The sequence below is a fragment of the Nocardia sp. NPDC049149 genome (assembly GCF_043197455.1).
Lineage (GTDB): Bacteria > Actinomycetota > Actinomycetes > Mycobacteriales > Mycobacteriaceae > Nocardia.
Window position 1 is genome coordinate 675280 of sequence record NZ_JBICTD010000001.1, and the last position, 15459, is coordinate 690738.

At 66.4% G+C, this 15459-nt stretch carries 19 protein-coding genes; 10 read left to right on the plus strand and 9 right to left on the minus strand.

What is annotated here, in order from left to right; genetic code table 11:
* Positions 1 to 24: 24 nt before the first annotated feature.
* Positions 25 to 978 (plus strand): NAD(P)-dependent oxidoreductase, encoded by a 954-nt coding sequence (locus ACGFNJ_RS03250; protein ID WP_393443737.1) that lies wholly within the window; start codon positions 25 to 27, stop codon positions 976 to 978.
* Positions 979 to 1145: 167 nt separating this feature from the next.
* Here the strand turns inward: ACGFNJ_RS03250 and ACGFNJ_RS03255 are convergent, their stop codons facing one another.
* Genes ACGFNJ_RS03255 through ACGFNJ_RS03265 form a run of 3 tightly spaced genes read right to left on the minus strand, consistent with a single transcriptional unit; the run spans position 1146 to position 3152 of the window.
* The gene (locus ACGFNJ_RS03255; RefSeq protein ID WP_393442825.1) at positions 1146 to 1388 is read right to left on the minus strand and encodes a helix-turn-helix transcriptional regulator; all 243 of its coding nucleotides are present in this window, start codon (positions 1386 to 1388) and stop codon (positions 1146 to 1148) included.
* A complete protein-coding gene (locus ACGFNJ_RS03260) occupies positions 1378 to 2229 on the minus strand; it encodes an ABC transporter permease (RefSeq protein ID WP_393442827.1) in 852 nt (283 codons plus the stop codon). The genes ACGFNJ_RS03255 and ACGFNJ_RS03260 overlap by 11 nt, the downstream gene beginning before the upstream one ends.
* A complete protein-coding gene (locus ACGFNJ_RS03265; RefSeq protein ID WP_393442829.1) occupies positions 2226 to 3152 on the minus strand; it encodes an ABC transporter ATP-binding protein in 927 nt (308 codons plus the stop codon). Before ACGFNJ_RS03265 ends, ACGFNJ_RS03260 begins: the two co-directional genes overlap by 4 nt.
* 152 nt (positions 3153 to 3304) lie before the next feature.
* Between ACGFNJ_RS03265 and ACGFNJ_RS03270 the strand changes: the two genes are divergently transcribed.
* From ACGFNJ_RS03270 to ACGFNJ_RS03285, 4 genes are all read left to right on the plus strand, one after another.
* Positions 3305 to 4105 (plus strand): ArsR/SmtB family transcription factor, encoded by an 801-nt coding sequence (locus ACGFNJ_RS03270; protein ID WP_393442831.1) that lies wholly within the window; start codon positions 3305 to 3307, stop codon positions 4103 to 4105.
* A 198-nt stretch (positions 4106 to 4303) separates the two neighbouring features.
* Complete coding sequence (locus tag ACGFNJ_RS03275; protein ID WP_393442833.1) at positions 4304 to 4666, plus strand: MmcQ/YjbR family DNA-binding protein; 363 nt, start codon at positions 4304 to 4306, stop codon at positions 4664 to 4666.
* 77 nt (positions 4667 to 4743) lie between these two features.
* Positions 4744 to 5313 (plus strand): TetR/AcrR family transcriptional regulator, encoded by a 570-nt coding sequence (locus ACGFNJ_RS03280; protein WP_393442835.1) that lies wholly within the window; start codon positions 4744 to 4746, stop codon positions 5311 to 5313.
* Positions 5314 to 5391: 78 nt separating this feature from the next.
* Positions 5392 to 6411: a medium chain dehydrogenase/reductase family protein gene (locus ACGFNJ_RS03285; protein WP_393442837.1), complete on the plus strand. Its 1020-nt coding sequence runs from the start codon at positions 5392 to 5394 to the stop codon at positions 6409 to 6411.
* A 6-nt stretch (positions 6412 to 6417) separates the two neighbouring features.
* Here ACGFNJ_RS03285 and ACGFNJ_RS03290 read toward each other — a convergent pair whose 3' ends face one another.
* On the minus strand, positions 6418 to 7107 hold the full coding sequence (locus tag ACGFNJ_RS03290; protein WP_069161390.1) for a nitroreductase family protein: 690 nt from the start codon (positions 7105 to 7107) through the stop codon (positions 6418 to 6420).
* A 72-nt stretch (positions 7108 to 7179) separates the two neighbouring features.
* Positions 7180 to 8757 (minus strand): alpha/beta hydrolase, encoded by a 1578-nt coding sequence (locus ACGFNJ_RS03295; RefSeq protein ID WP_393442839.1) that lies wholly within the window; start codon positions 8755 to 8757, stop codon positions 7180 to 7182.
* A gap of 159 nt (positions 8758 to 8916) precedes the next feature.
* Between ACGFNJ_RS03295 and ACGFNJ_RS03300 the strand changes: the two genes are divergently transcribed.
* Complete coding sequence (locus ACGFNJ_RS03300; protein ID WP_393442841.1) at positions 8917 to 9228, plus strand: GNAT family N-acetyltransferase; 312 nt, start codon at positions 8917 to 8919, stop codon at positions 9226 to 9228.
* Here the strand turns inward: ACGFNJ_RS03300 and ACGFNJ_RS03305 are convergent.
* Entirely contained in the window at positions 9222 to 9983 is a 762-nt protein-coding gene (locus ACGFNJ_RS03305) for a lysophospholipid acyltransferase family protein (protein ID WP_393442843.1), read from the minus strand. The two genes, ACGFNJ_RS03300 and ACGFNJ_RS03305, sit on opposite strands and share 7 nt — an antisense overlap.
* 116 nt (positions 9984 to 10099) lie before the next feature.
* Here ACGFNJ_RS03305 and ACGFNJ_RS03310 point away from each other — a divergent pair, with 116 nt between their 5' ends.
* The 3 genes from ACGFNJ_RS03310 (at position 10100) to ACGFNJ_RS03320 (ending at position 12029) form a co-directional block, all read left to right on the plus strand.
* The gene (locus tag ACGFNJ_RS03310; RefSeq protein WP_084654400.1) at positions 10100 to 10744 is read left to right on the plus strand and encodes a YqgE/AlgH family protein; all 645 of its coding nucleotides are present in this window, start codon (positions 10100 to 10102) and stop codon (positions 10742 to 10744) included.
* 62 nt (positions 10745 to 10806) lie between these two features.
* Complete coding sequence (locus ACGFNJ_RS03315; protein ID WP_069161386.1) at positions 10807 to 11316, plus strand: sigma-70 family RNA polymerase sigma factor; 510 nt, start codon at positions 10807 to 10809, stop codon at positions 11314 to 11316.
* The gene (locus ACGFNJ_RS03320; protein WP_393442845.1) at positions 11313 to 12029 is read left to right on the plus strand and encodes an anti-sigma factor family protein; all 717 of its coding nucleotides are present in this window, start codon (positions 11313 to 11315) and stop codon (positions 12027 to 12029) included. Before ACGFNJ_RS03315 ends, ACGFNJ_RS03320 begins: the two co-directional genes overlap by 4 nt.
* Positions 12030 to 12090: 61 nt before the next feature.
* On the opposite strand, the gene ACGFNJ_RS03325 is transcribed toward ACGFNJ_RS03320, so the two are convergent.
* The 3 genes from ACGFNJ_RS03325 to ACGFNJ_RS03335 all read right to left on the minus strand — a co-directional run bounded on the left by ACGFNJ_RS03325 (position 12091) and on the right by ACGFNJ_RS03335 (position 14481).
* On the minus strand, positions 12091 to 12858 hold the full coding sequence (locus tag ACGFNJ_RS03325; RefSeq protein ID WP_393442847.1) for an ABC transporter permease: 768 nt from the start codon (positions 12856 to 12858) through the stop codon (positions 12091 to 12093).
* Complete coding sequence (locus ACGFNJ_RS03330; protein WP_393442849.1) at positions 12855 to 13826, minus strand: ATP-binding cassette domain-containing protein; 972 nt, start codon at positions 13824 to 13826, stop codon at positions 12855 to 12857. Before ACGFNJ_RS03330 ends, ACGFNJ_RS03325 begins: the two co-directional genes overlap by 4 nt.
* A gap of 133 nt (positions 13827 to 13959) precedes the next feature.
* Positions 13960 to 14481: an EXLDI protein gene (locus ACGFNJ_RS03335; protein ID WP_069161383.1), complete on the minus strand. Its 522-nt coding sequence runs from the start codon at positions 14479 to 14481 to the stop codon at positions 13960 to 13962.
* Positions 14482 to 14723: 242 nt separating this feature from the next.
* Here ACGFNJ_RS03335 and ACGFNJ_RS03340 point away from each other — a divergent pair, with 242 nt between their 5' ends.
* Complete coding sequence (locus ACGFNJ_RS03340; protein WP_393442851.1) at positions 14724 to 15452, plus strand: MspA family porin; 729 nt, start codon at positions 14724 to 14726, stop codon at positions 15450 to 15452.
* Positions 15453 to 15459: the final 7 nt, after the last annotated feature.

The following is a 15459-nucleotide window of genomic DNA, read 5'->3' on the forward strand; positions in this document are numbered from 1 at the left end:
CGACCCTACCTGCGGCAACGCACGATGGATTCCGGCGCCGAGACGATCCGAACCGGATCAAAACCACTCACCGATCCAGAACCGAAGGGGCACACAATGTCCGAACAGACCACCCGCCGTTCCGTCTCCGTCGTCGGCCTCGGCCCGATGGGTCAGTCGATGGTCAAGGCCTTCTTGGCGGCAGGCGTCGAGGTGACCGTATGGAACCGCAGCACCGACAAGGTCGATGCGATGGTCGAACTCGGCGCGAAGCGGGCGGCCACCGTCGCCGACGCGCTGGACGCCAACGACGTCACGGTGCTCAGCCTCACCCACTACGCCGCCATGTACGACGTGCTCGGCCCCGCGGTCGATCACCTCGACGGCAAGGTGATCGCCAACCTGTCCTCGGATTCCCCGGAGAAGGCGCGCACGGGCGGCGAATGGGTCCGCTCGCACGGTGCGGAATTCCTTTCCGGCGGCGTCATGTCGGCCGGTGACAACATCACCCATCCCGCGTCGTACATCTTCTACAGCGGGCCGCGCGAGGTCTTCGACGCACACGCCGAGCTGCTGCGTCCGCTGAGCCCGCAGGAGTACCTCGGCGCCGATGACGGCCTGGCGCAGATCTTCTACCAGGGCCTGCTCACGATCTTCCATCCGTGGCTGCTCGCCTTCGATCAGGCCACCGCGATGATCGAGAAGTCGGGCCACGACATCGCTCAGTTCGTCCCGTTCGCGGTGCGCTCCAGCGAGGCGTTCCCCTACTTCATGGCGGAGTTCTCCGTCGCCAACCAGGCGGGCGGCTGGGCGTCGCTGGCGAGCCTGAAGATGATGGACGCCGGCGCGCAGCACATCATCGACGCCAGCGAGGAGGTCGGCGTCGACGCCACGTTCTCGCACACCGCACAGGCGTTCTGGCGCAAGGCCGTTGCCGCGAGCGAGGAGAAGGGCGAGGCGGTCTCCACCTACGCACTCATGCGCGGCAGCCAGTCGTAGCCGGGCGCAATACCGATCAGGGGGCAGCTGGTCGCCGCGAACCATCGCGGCGGCCAGCACCGCTATCGGAGTGCAGCCGCACGCAATCTCCGGCCTCCGTGCGCAGCTCGCCGCGGAAATGCCGAGACCGACGCGCGCAGGGACACGGCGGTCAGTTGTCTTGCAGGTCAGGCAGGTTCGGCATTCGAGCCGAGGCGGGGGAAGGGGTTGGTCGAGAAGATGACCTCCACCGTCACCTCGAAGTACGCCGCGATCCGCAGTGCCAGGTGCAAGCTCGGGCTGTATTCGCCGCGCTCCAGATAGCCGATCGTCTGGTAATGCACCCCGAGGGCCTCGGCCAACTCGCGCCGCGAGATGCCGCGCTCGGCGCGCAGCATCGCGATGCGGTTGTAGATGACCTCAGTAGGCACGCTGCATCGCTTTCTCGCGGCGCTCTGCCACGCTCGATCCGGACTCGCGACGTGCCATCCTACGCAGCACCACCGGGGCGACGAGCAACCCGAGGACCGCCCAGAAGCCGAGCACCCCCACGGTTTCCATCGTCCGCCAGGAATTATCGAGCTCCACCGCGACCGCCGCGTCCGGCAACAGCGCCGAGCGCATGCCGAGCCCGAGCCAGTACACCGGGAACACCTGGGCCGCGCCTTGCAGCCAGCCCGGCATCGAGGTGATCGGATAGAAGATGCCCGACACCGCGATCAAGCCCATGATCGGGAAGGTCATCAAGGCGAAGTTACGCGGATTGGCGAACAACGATCCGAAGACGGCGCCGAGCGGCAAGGTGGCAAGCAGTCCGAGCACCAGCACCCAGAGCAACGTCAGCCACGACCCGACGCTGCCGAGGTTCAAGCCGGCGACCAGGAACCCACCGGGGATCAGGATGATGGCACCAGGAACGATCACCTGCCCGGCCACCAAGACGATTTTGCCGATCAGATAGCCGACCATGCCGTTCGGGGTTGCCTTGGCCCGCAACAGTGTTCCGTCTTCGCGATCCAGGCTGAGCTGCTGACCCATGCCGATCATCCCGTTGACCGCGACCAGCATGCCGAGCACGCTCGGCAGCGCCAGCGAGCCGAGCAACAAGCCGCTCGACTGAAATGTCGCGTTCCGCATGAAGAACAGCACCACCAGCATGGCAACGGGCCAGAACAGCAACCCGAACAGGTCTTGCCCATTGGTGAGCGTTTGGCGCAGCTCGATCATGCCGCGCGTCCAGCCCTGCCGGACGGCGATGGCGATCGGGTTCATCGCCCTACCTCCTCGAGCGTGTGTACCTCGGACTCGATCTGACCGGATTCGAAGCGGCGCACCAATGTCATGTACGTGTCCTCCAGCGAGGCGCGGCGCACCTCGAGGTCGCCGATCGCGTCACCGTGCTGCTTGAACAGTTCGTGGACGAACTTCGTCGATTCGGTCGTCGCGTGCACGAAGCGTTGTCCGTCGTTGGTCCAGCTCACCTCGGCCTCGCCCGCGATCCGGCGGGACAGCTCGTCGGCCGACCCGTCGGCGATGATCCGGCCGCCTGCCAGGATCAGGATCCGGTCGGCGAGTTTCTCGGCCTCGTCGAGGTCATGGGTGGTGAGCAGGATGGTGGTCTGCTGATCGGCCAGCCGGTGCACGAGATCGTGGAACTCCCGCCGCGCCTTCGGATCGAAGCCTGCGGTCGGCTCGTCGAGGAAGAGCACCTCCGGGCGGCCGACGATGCCGATCGCCACGTCCATCCTGCGGCGCTGCCCGCCGGACAGATCCTTGAGCTTGCTGTTCGCCTTCTCGGTCAGTCCGACCGCCGCGATGAGTTCGTCGGTGTCCCAAGGCCGTTGGACCCGCTCGGTGCTGTAGGACGCGTAAAAGGCGCCCAGGTATTCGAGCAGTTCCCGCACCCGCCACTTGCCGTGGTCGCGCCACGATTGCAGCACGACGCCGATGCGTGCGCGCCATGCCTCGTCGCCGTGCGCCGGGTCGACGCCGAGCACCTCGACCCGGCCCGCCGAGCGCATGCGGAAGCCCTCCAGGATCTCGATGGTGGTGGTCTTGCCCGCCCCGTTCGGGCCGAGCAGCACCAGAACTTCGCCGTGATGCGCTTGGAAGGTCACGTCGTGCAAGACGTCGGCGGTCCCGTATCGCATCCGCAGTGTGTCGACGTCGAGCGCGACGCCGGTGCCCACGGTCATTCTCATCCTCCCGTTGTGAGAATTCGATCACCCGTAGCATATCTACTACATACTGCCGTCACAATGCCCTTTTCGATCCTCTTGACATGCACCCTTTCGGCTGCCTATTCTCAAACATGCAGCCAGGGGGCTGCATAAACCGGAAAGGTGGCATGGACGAGGTCTTCAAGGCGCTGGCCGATCCCAACCGTCGGCGGCTGCTCGACAGCCTCAACGCGCGCAACGGGCAGACCCTGCGCGAGCTGTGCGCCGGACTGGCGATGGCACGCCAGTCGGTCAGCAAGCATCTCGCCGTGCTCGAGGCGGCCAACCTGATCACCACCCGGCGCAGCGGCCGCGAAAAACTGCACTACCTCAATGCCGAGCCCATCAATGCCATCACCGAACGCTGGATCACCCGCTACGACAGGGCTCGCGTGCACGCGCTCGCCGATCTCAAGAAAGCACTGAAGGGAAACCCTATGAGCGACAACACCTTCGTCTACACGACCTACATCAAGACCACGCCGGAAAAGCTGTGGCAGGCACTCACCGACCCGGCCTTCACCGACCGCTACTGGGGCGCCTCCTTCGACACCGACTGGCAGCCCGGCGCCGAAATGGTGTGGCACCAGCGGGGTTGGAGCAGCAAAGACGCAGAACAAGTTGTCCTGGAAGCGAATCCGTACACCAGGCTCGCCTACACCTGGCACACCTTCGATCCAGCGTTCGCCGATACCATGGGGATGGACAAGGACAGGATCGCCGCCTGGGCCCGCGAACCACGCTCCAAGGTGAGCTTCGAGCTGGAGCCGACGGGCGAAGTGGTCAAGCTGACCGTCGTGCACGACGGCTTCGGGCCGGGCAGCACACTGCTGACCAGCATCACCGAAGGCTGGCCGAGCATCCTCGCCAGCCTCAAGACCCTGCTGGAGACCGGCGAGGTCTTGCCGGAGCCTGCGGCAACGAAATAGGTTCGCCGCGAGCGCTGCCCATCGCGGGCCCGGCATCGGTGCTGCTGCGCCAGCCCAGCAGCACCGAGCGCCCGCGCTGCGGTCGCCATGGCAGCGCTACCGCGAGTTCGCGCGACTGGGATCGGTCTCGTCGTCGGCCGGGTTCCGACTCTGTCACGATTACGGGAGCGTTGGCGGACAAGACCGTAGGGACCCGAGATGGCAGTGGACAGTGACGTGCTCTTCCGGATCGTCGGCACGCTCGCCGACGCCAAGTCCATACCGGGCGGGAAGTACACCACGTTCAAGGTCAACGGCAGGCCGTTCGGCTACTACTGGCCGCCCACCCACACCGTCGGCCTGAAGCAAACCCTCTCCGAACAGCAGGCGCTGGTCGCCGAGCGGCCCGACGTCTTCGAAATCCAATTCACCGCGGGCGGTTTCGGCTGGGTCGTGGTCCAGCTCGCCGGCATCGAGGCCGACGAACTCGCGGAACTCGTCTTCGAGGCATGGCGGTTGACCGCCCCCGAACAATTGGTCGCCGACGCTCCCGACTGGGCCGAGTCACCACCGCCCCGGTAATCCGAAAACTGGGCTTGACCTGCGTTCTAAGAGGCAAGTGTTGACGCTCTCGAAAGAGTGAGTGTACAGTCACTCACATGAGCAGACGAGGTGCCACCCTTTCCACATCGGACGTCCGACGCGACGCCGTGGTGGACGCGGCCATCGCCGAGTTCGCCAAGAGCGGATACCACGGCACGCCGATCAACAACGTGGCGGCGCGGGCGGAAATCTCCCCCGCGTACGTCTTCAAGCTGTTCCCCGGCAAAGTGGCACTGTTCGTCGCCGCGCTCGACCGGTGCACCGAGTTGGTCGAGCGCGCGATGTCGGCAGGCGCGGCGCGCGCCGCAGGCGGCAGTCCCGAACAGATCCTGTACGAAATGGGCGGCGCCTACGCGGAACTCATCGCCGACAAGAAGCTGCTGATGCTGCAGGTGCATGCGCGGTCGGCCTGCGATATCCCCGAGATCGCCGAGGCGGTCCGGCGCGGGATGGGGCGGGTGACCATGTTCGCCAAGGAACGCTCCTGCGCCGCGGACGAGCACGTTCAGCGCTTCATCGCGTACGGCGAGCTCTGCCACATGATCACCACCCTCGACCTCGACAACCACGACAGCCCGTGGGCCGCCATCCTGACCGAGGGCATTCGCCACCCGAACGCCCACTAGCTCCAACACCGCCCCGTCCGCGGGGCACTCTTTTTACCGCAAGAGTGATTGACCAGTCACACACCAGGAGAGAACGTTATGAACACCGCACTCGAAATCGTCCTGCCCGGCCGCGTCGAGCCGAACGGCCTGCAGGTCACCCAGCGCGACCTGCCCGCACCGGGACCGCGCCAGGCACTCGTCCGCGTCGAAGCCTCCGGCGTCTCCTTCGCCGAGCAGCAGATGCGCCGCGGCAAGTACTACGACCAGCCCGCCTTCCCGTTCGTGCCCGGCTACGACCTCGTCGGCACGGTCATCGAGGTCGGCGCCGAGGTCGATCCGACGCTGATCGGCAGGCGGGTCGCCGCGCTGACCAAGACCGGCGGCTGGAGCAGCCTGGTCGTCCTCGACGCCGCCGAATTGGTGCGCGTCCCCGGCGAACTCGATCCGGCGGAAGCGGAAACCTTTGTGGTGAACGGGATCACCGCGTGGCAGATGCTCTACCGCAGCGCGTCGGTGCGGCCGGGTCAGACCATCCTGGTGCACGGCGCCAACGGCGGCGTCGGCTCGACGCTGGTCCAATTGGCCCGCGCGGCAGGCGTACACGTCATCGGCACCGCCTCGGCCCGCAACGCGGCGGCCGTCGAAGCGCTCGGCGCGACCTGGATCGACTACCGCGGCGACGTGGCGGAGCAGGTCCGTTCGCTCGCTCCGAACGGCGTCGACGCCGTCTTCGACCACGTCGGCGGACCCGGCATCGTCGACTCGTTCCGGCTGCTCGCGCCCGGCGGCACCCTGGTGTCCTACGGCACCGCATCGACCAAGAACGACGAGGGCAATTCGCGGCTGCCGGTGCTGCGCCTGTTCGCCAAGCTGCTCTGGTGGAATGCGCTGCCCAACAAGCGAAGCGCGCATTTCTTCAACATCTGGGCAGGCAAGCGCAACGCCACCCGGTTCCGCAATCGGATCACCGAGGACCTCGGCGCGGTCTTCGACCTCGCCGCGGCAGGCACGCTGCGCGCCCAGGTGGCGGCGCGCATCCCGCTCACCGAGGCCGCGCGCGCCATGGAGCTCGCCGAGTCCGGAACCGTCACCGGCAAGGTCGTCCTCGTCCCGTGAGGGCCGTCAGATGCGGACGAGAATCTGGTCCATGGTTTTGCGGACCAGATTCGGCACGACCGCATCGTCGGCGGGATAGCCGATCGGGATTACCGCGAAAGCCTTTTCGTTACGAGGACGATTGAGCACCTTCGAGAGGAAGCCCATCGGGCTCGGGGTGTGGGTGAGGGCCGCGAGGCCCGCCATGTGCAGCGAGGTGAGCAGCATGCCGACGGCGATGCCCACCGATTCGTCACCGTAGTAGTGCTTGTAGGTGGTGCCGTCCGCACGAAGTCCGAAGCGCTGCTGGAAGACAACGAGCAGGTACGGTGCGTCGGTGAGATGCGGTTTGTGCTCATCGGTGCCGAGCGGGCGCAACGCGGACAGCCATTCCTCGCCGAGGCGCCCACGATAGGAGATGCGTTCCTCCTCCTCGGCCGCCTCCCGAATCTTGGCCCGCACCGCGGGATCCTCGACCAGCACAAACGTCCACGGCTGCTGATGCGCCCCCGACGGGGCGGTGTTCGCCACCGCGACCGCATCGAGCACCAACTGCACCGGCACCGGTTCGGACGAGAACATCCGCACTGTCCTGCGCTCGTCCATCCGCGCGCGAAACGCGGCGGACGCGGCAAGCGCGTCGGCAACGGGAATCCGGTTCGGGTGGTAGGGAATTGGCTGATACGGCTGCCCGTGCAGCGGAGTCCACGTCATCATGGTGTGCAGTGTGATCCCCACACTTCCCCCGCGGTGCGCTCCGGCCGAGTAATTGTCTGGGCTACCAGACGGTCAGCGGGTGGGCAGGGGTGCCTCGGCGGCCTCGGTGATGGTGACCTCGCCGGTGCGCAGGTAGGTCAGCACCGCGTCGTCGACGGCGCGGTTGCCGCGGCCGAAGTTGCCGTGATCACCGCCCGCGACCGTGATCAGCGCGCCGTTGAGTGCCTTGGCCATGGCCGGTCCGCCTTCATATTTGGTGAGGGCGTCGTTTCTGCTCTGCAGGACCAGCGGACGGGTGCGCAGGCCCGCATTGCTGATCGGGACCGGCTTGGTGACGGGTTTCCAAGCGCCGCACGCCATTCCGGAACGGACCAGGTCGGCGCGGGCGTCCATGGCGTTGCCGCCGGAGGCGATGGTGGCGATCGCGGAGCCGATCACGTCGAGCCTGCCGGGAATGGCGTTCTCGTTGCAGGTGATTGCGGCGAAGACGGAGCGGCCGGTCGCGCCGGTCGAGGTCGCGCCCTCGATGGTGCGCAGGCGCTGCGTGTTCGCCGGGTCGGCGGCGGCCTCGGACATCGCGCGGGCGAAGGCGGGCCAGTAGGTCCTGGTGTAGGTGGCGACCTGAGTGGCGCCGAGCAACGGACCCTGCGCGGAGGCGCCGCCGGAGACCAAGGCACGCAACAGGTTCTGCAGCTTGCCGGTCTGCTCGATGCCGCCGCTGTAGCCGTCGCGGGCGATCTCGGCGAGCGGCTCAGGCAAGCTGCCGGGCAGGTCGGCGAGGCTGGCCGGCGGCGGGGTCAGGTTGGCGTACCAGCCGCCGCCCTGGTCGACCGCCATGCGTACCCAGTTCTGATAGACCTGCAAAGCCGTGTCACCGAGACGATATTCGGCGCCGTGATCGGCGATCCAGGCGAACAGATCGTCGAGCCGCTGCTTGCCTGCCACCTGCTGCTGGGCGAACTCCTCGGTCCACACCCAGTCGGGATTGACGTTGGAGTCCAACACCATTCGGTCCACCCGGTCGGGGAACAGCGAGGCATACACCGCGCCGAGATAGGTGCCGTAGGAGGTGCCGAGATAGCTGATCCGATCCAGCCCGAGCGCGGCGCGCACCTCGTCCATGTCGCGGGCGGTGCTCTCGGTGGTGATGGTGTCGAGATAGCCGGGGTGCGAAGCGTCGCAAGCCTTCTTGACAACGTCGCGGTTGCCGTTGCTCAGCGAAACCGGGGCGCCGTCCGCGCCGATGCAGTCGAGTGGCGTGGCGAAACGCAGGCCGCGCGGCTGCACCGCGATCCGGTCGTAGTCGGTGGCGAGCGCCGCGGGCAGCACGTCGGTGCGCTGCCCCCAGAAGTCCAGCCCCTCGGCGCCGGGCCCACCCGGATTGGCGAACAGCGCACCGCGACGTTGCCCGCTGGCGGCGATCCGGCTGACGGTCAGCTCGATCCGCGGACCGTCCGGTTCGGCGTAGTTCATCGGCACCTCGACGACGGCGCACTGCACACCGTGCCCTGGCGCCACCGCATCCGCCGGGCAGTCGCCGAAGGAAACCCCCGGCGCCGCACCGGCAAAGCCGGACAGCATCGAGCCGCCGAGCGCACACGCGGCAGCCATCGCCACCGCGGCGCGGGAGAACAGCCGAACCTTCATCATGTTTCGTACCTCCCCGGGCCGCCACCGCGCTTACCCGCGCGCGACCCCGATCATGAGCATTCTGCGCAGGCCGGGACGGCCAGACAAGTCGAGCGTCCGATTCCGCAGGTACTCGACGCAGAATGCGCAGATGGCGGCCCACGGGGGTAGCGTCGAGCCATGTCGACCGAGGTCCGTCTCAACACCGCACTGGAACGCTTCGAGATCCATGTCGACGGTGCGATCGCCGGCTATGTCGAATACCAGGACACGCAATCGGAACGGGCGTTCGTCCACACCGAGATCTACCCGAAGTTCGAGGGCCACGGCTATGGCCGCGAGTTAGTAGAAGCGGCGTTGAACAGCACCGCGCGGGACAAACTCGGCGCGCTGCCGATGTGTCCGATGGTGCACCACTTCATCGAGACCAGGCCCGAATACCTGGTGATGGTGCCGCATTGGGCCCGCGACGGGCTGAACCTGCCTCAGTAAGCGGCGACCGCTCCGTCGAGCGCCTGCTGCAGATCGGTGCGCACGAGCCGCGCGATATCGCCGGGCTTGGCAGGCAGCTCGGCGATCGGCACACCGAAGTAGAAGCTGGCCCCCTTCGCCTCTTCCTTGGTCGGCTGCACGGTCGGATCGGTGCGCGGGCCATAGCTCATGGCCATGGACACCAGCACCGGCTCGACGCCGAGTTTCATGGCGCGAAACGCGATATGCCCGATGCCGCTGCCGACCGCCTGCACCTGTGTCGGGTCGACCTCATTGCAGGTGCCCTCGGGGAAAACCGCGACACCGTCACCCGCGGCCATCCGCTGCGCGCAGATATCCATCATTCGCTGCCCGGCCGCATTGACCGCGCGAATGCCGTGGTCCTTACCGCGAAACACCGGAATTCCGCCCATCATGTCGATCTTGCGGCGCTGTTCGTCCTCGAGGAACAACTCGTCTTTGGCAAGCACTCGCGTTCGCCCGATCACCGGTCGCAGCCCGCTGCGCCACGCCGCCGCCGCGACCGTGTACGGATCGTTCTCGGAAAGATGATTGATCGAGATCAACAGCGGTCGCCCCTGCTTGATCGCCGCGCGCAAACCCGCGCGCGCACCCTCGGCATAGGAGACGCGTGGGTGGTAACGACGCCCCAGAATGGCGTAGGCACCCCAGGCCTTCAGCCGATTCTGGCGATGCGTCAGATAGAAGTCGTACACGGTGTCGCTGTTCTCGAGGCGCACCTCGGGCGGTTCCATGACACGGACTCTACGATGCCCCGAATCGCCGGTTACGGGGCCCTGACGCAAAATCCGATGACCCGAACTCGTCCGCAGAAGGCGCATATCACGGAAACAACTGCGATGATGTCCGAGTGGCACGCGCAGACGACCCGGATGATCGGAAAACTCGCGGCGGGCACGGCGACCGCAAGCGGCGCGATTTCCGGCACGGCGAGCAGGTGGTGCGCGCCGGCACCCTGCTGGTGTCGGCGACCGAACTGGCCGAACCTACTTTCCGGCGCACCGTTGTCTACATCATCGAGCACAACGAGGCGGGCAGCCTCGGTGTCGTGCTCAACCGCCCGAGCGACACCGCCGTGCACGATGTACTACCCCGCTGGACGGAGTTGGCCGCCGCGCCGCGCACCCTGTTCATCGGCGGTCCGGTCAAGCGGGACGCGGCGTTGTGCCTCGGCACCGTCCGCGTCGGCGCGAGCATCGACGGCGTGCACGGCTTACGCCGGATCGACGGCCGCGTTGTCCTCGTCGACCTGGACGCCGACCAGGACGAGATCGGGCAATTGGTCGAAGGCATCCGCATTTTCGCAGGTTATGCGGGCTGGACCTTCGGTCAGCTCGAAGGCGAGCTGGAGAACAACGACTGGATCGTGTTGTCCGCGTTGCCGTCCGATCCGATCAGCACCGGCCGCGCCGACCTGTGGGCCCACGTGCTGCGCCGCCAACCGTTGCCGCTGTCGTTACTCGCCACTCACCCGATCGAACTCGAGCGCAATTGACATGGTGGTTCGTATTGAACCGTTTACCCCTGCTGATTCGTGGGATGAGCGGGAGGTGAGCAATGCCGGACAACCGAACCGAGTTGTTGCGGGTCCTACACGACGAACACGCGGCTGCTCTGTGGCGGTACACGCTCGGTTTGGTCCGCGACCCCGGCCGGGCCGAGGACATCGTGCAGGAGACGTTATTGCGGGCGTGGCAACGCCCGAATGTGCTGGATCAATCCACCACGTCGGCGCGTGCATGGCTGTTCACCGTGGCACGCAATCTCGCCGTGGATGAACATCGCAGCGCCCGCAACCGGCGCGAGTTCCGCACCGACAGCCCGCCCGAGGTGGCCGCACCCGACCAGTCCGACCGTGCACTGGACGGTTGGCTGGTCGCGGACGCCTTGGGCAAGCTCAGCGCCGACCACCGCGAGGTGATCGTGCGTGCTTACTATCGAGGCCTCTCGACGCACCAGATCGCCGCGGAGCTCGACATTCCCGCGGGAACGGTGAAATCCCGGATGCACTACGGCATGCGGGCCCTACGGCTGGCCCTACAGGAGATGGGGGTGACGAACCAATGACGGATCTTGCCGACGACTACACCACGTGGGATGCGCCGTACGTGCTCGGCTCCCTGACCAGAACCGAGCGCCGGGAATACGAAGACCACTTGGCGGGGTGCCCCTCCTGCCAGGCCTCCGTCGCCGAATTGGCCGGGCTACCCGGCATGCTCGCGCTGGTCGACAACGAGACCGCACTGGCGATGATCGCACCGCCCGAGGCGCCCCAGGCGCCGATCGAGACGACTCCGCCGCTGCCGCAACTGCTGCCGAAGCTCGCCGACGCGGCGGAGCGACGCAGGCGCCGGAGCCGGTGGGTGACCGTCGGCGCCGCCGTGGTCGCGGCCGCCGCCGCGGTGGCGATCGCGGTGCCGGTGGTGGCGACGGTGACCAGCTCCGGTCCCGGCACCACCGATGTGGTCTTCGCCGAACGGCGGATGGAGCCGCTGGAGCCGACGCCGGTCTCGGCGAGCGTCAAACTCGTTCAGTCCGACGGTAAGACGCGGCTGATCATGAGTTGCAGCTACGGCCCCGGCGAGCAGCGCTACAACTGGAACCTCGCGCTGTATGTCATCCGCACCAACGGGCAGCAGGAGCCGCTGGACCAGTGGCCTGCCAATCCCGGCACCGAGCTGACCATCGACCGCACCCTGGACGTCGCGCCGGATCAGGTCCGTGCCGTCGAGATCCGTTCCGCCGCAACGGGAAAGGTGCTGCTGACCGCGACGGTCTGAGCCGCGACGCCGACATCCCCCGCCAGACCCCTCTGCTGGCGGGGGATGTCGCTGATATCGCTCAGGCGGTCTTGCGGCGGAAGATCGAGTTCGCCCACAGGAAGCCACCGATCGCGATGCCGAGGCACCAGGCGACCGCGAGGATGCCGTTGTTGCCGATCTCGGTGCCCATCAGCAGGCCGCGGATGGTCTCGGTGATCGGGGTGAACGGCTGGTACTCGGCGAACTGGCGCAGGCCGACCGGCATGGTGTCGGTGCTGACCAGGCCGCTACCGAGGAACGGAAGCATGATGACCGGGAAGAGCATGTTGCTCGCGCCCTCCGGGTTCGGGGCGAGCAGCCCGAAGGCGACCGCAAGCCAGTTGAGCGCGAAGATCATCAGGGTCAGCAGCCCGAAGGTGGCGACCCATTCCAGCGCGGTGGCATTGGGCCGCCAGCCGATGAGCAATGCGACCGCGCTCATGACCACGACGCCGCCGAGGGCCTGCAGCAACGCACCGAGCACGTGTCCGGTGAGCATCGACGACTGGGTGATTCCCATGGTGCGGAACCGATTCACGATGCCCTTGGTGGCGTCGGTGCAGATGGAGACCGCCACCGATGCCGTGATGTACGCCGGGATCATCAGCAGCATGCCGGGCGCCAGGTAGTCGATGTAGTTGCCGCCGGAGGACTGCTCCAGCGCACCACCGAACACGAACTTGAATACCAGCATGAGCACTGTCGGCATCAGGATGACGCCGACACTCATGCTCGGATACCGCTTGGCGTGCATCAGATTTCGCCGCAGCATGGTCGCCGAATCGGCGAGGGCGTAGGACATACTCATGAAACCGTTTCCTTTTCGGAGGTCGGGTGGCCGGTGAGGGTGAGGAATACGTCGTCGAGATTGGGCGTGTGCACCGCTAGTCCGTCGACCTCGATCTGCTCGTAGTCGAGCCGATCCAGCAGGGCGCGCAGGGATTTCACGCTGCCGTCGCTCGGCACCGCGAGCGTGCACTCCTCGTCCTCGTCGACCATCCCGCTGCTGATCCCGAGCGCGGTCGCGGCGGCGAACAACGCGCTTCGGTCGGCGAACTGCAATCGGATGTGACCGCCAGGCACCAGCTGCTTGAGTTCCGCCGCAGTGCCTTCGGCGACGATCCGGCCGTGATCGAGCACCGCGATGCGGTCGGCGAGCTGATCGGCCTCCTCCAGGTACTGGGTGGTCAGGAAGACCGTGACGTTGAAATCGTCGACCAGGCCACGGATGAGATCCCAGATCACCCGGCGGCTACGCGGGTCGAGTCCGGTGGTCGGCTCGTCGAGGAAGATGATGCGCGGATCGCCGACCAGGGTCATGGCCAGGTCGAGCCGCCGGGTCATGCCGCCGGAATAGGTGCTCGCGGGCCGGTCGCCTGCCTCGGTGAGATCGAAGCGCTCCAGCAGATCCGCTGCCAGCCTTCGGCTTTCCCGCTTGGGCAGATGCTGCAGGTCACCCATCAGGACCAGGTTCTCCCGGCCGGTGAGCAACTCGTCGACCGCCGAGAACTGACCGGTGACCCCGATCGCGTTGCGCACCTCGTCGCGTTCGGCCTCCAGATCGTAGCCACCGACCCGCATTTCGCCGCCGTCGGCGTGGATCAGCGTGCTCAGGATCTGCACGGTGGTGGTCTTGCCCGCGCCGTTCGGGCCGAGCAGCGAATAGACCGTGCCCTCGGGCACGGTGATATCGATGCCGTCGAGCACCACGTGCTCGCCGAATGCTTTGCGCAAGCCGAGCGCCGAAATGGCGGGTGCGCGATGGCCGTTGACCATGACGGTCCTTTCGATTTTCCTATGCGAATGCGCATGCGCATGAATGCATGACTGATCGACACCGCTCCCGGTGTCCCGGTGCGGCTCGAGGTGTCGAGTTGGGTGTATTCAGTTGTGCGGTAGCGAAATTCGACTAGATATCGAGGTCCTCGACCTGCGGATGTTTCGCGATGTCGGCCACCCGCTGGTACAGCGTGTCGGGCAGTTTGCCCTTCAGTTCGTCGAGCGAATCCACGATCTCCAGCACGAAATCGCCCCAGTCCTGACCGCCGACGCCGAGCAAGCGCCGCCAGTTCGTCAAATCCTTGATCCAGTTGTCGGATTGGGGATATTCACCCCAGTTGACGTACTGGGCATGCATCACGAACTTGCCTTTGCGGCTGCGGTACACCTTGTAGAGCCGTTCGGTCGTCTGCTCGGCATCGAAGTCCTTGAACTCGCCGAGCAGCGCACCGGAGAATCGGACCTGGCGGGCGCCGTTGTGGCCGACCCGGAGGACGACCTCCTCGTAGCCCTCCTGCCGACCCTCTTCCAGTTCGATGAATCGCCGCAGCGCGGTGGTCACCGCCCCGGACAGGTTGCCGCCGACCAGTTCCTGGGCCCGCTGGAACAGCGGCAGATCGTCATCGGCAACATAAATCGTCTTGTTGGGCATGATCCGACTATACGTAGATGTATACGTACACGCAAGTGGTGGAACCCACCTTGGCGAAAAGCTTCCATTTCAAAGCTTGTTCTTGTAAGTTGCTGAACATTCACTGAGGTTTTAGCCGACGAAGTCTGAACTCAGGTCCGAGTGGCGACGCTGCCAGCCCGGCACCCGAAAACCCAGGTAAGTCGCGAGAAAGTGCTGCAGTGATGCCTCAGAGTGCTCGGCGGACGCTACGACTCCGCACCATGCTAGCGAGTTGCCCCATCGCCATTGCCGTGCTGCTGAGCACGGCAACACCGGCCTCGGCGGACTTCCTCGACACCGCAACCCTGCCGGTCCGCGTCGGCCACCAGCAGGTCAAGCCGACCCTGGACGGCTACGCCATCATGACCACCGAGGCCAACACCAGCGCAAGAACCATCCCGCCGCTGGACGGCAGCCCGTTCAGCCGCGAGGCCTTCCTCAACGGTGTCGGCATCGGCCAGGTCGACGGGCCGGCCGGCGCCAACGTCGGCGGCGCCTTCATGGAGGTGGGCTACGAGGTCGGCTATCCAGTGGCCTTCGCGCCCAACGGGATTACCGTCACCCTCAACTCACCGTCGGTCTCGGTCACCGGCGCGGTCAGGCCGGAGATCTCGGCCGGCGTGACGCCGCAGATCAATATCGCGCCCGTTCCCGGCGCCCAGGTCGAATTCCCCTTGTCCGCCAAGCTCGGCGCCGAACTGGGCGCGCAAGCGACGATCCTGCCGTCCCAGCAGCTGTCCTTCCAGGTCGGCCACGGCGGCATCACCGAGACGACGCTGGCCAAGTTCACCCTGACCCGGCCGTTCGCCTACGCCGACCTGTCCAATACCCATCTCACCGTCACCGGTGCGCTCGGCCCGGTCACCATTCGCACCTTCGTGAAATTCACGCTGATCACCGCGGCGGGCCAAACCAGCGACGCCATCTACAGCGACCCGATCACGCTATGAGGTAGCC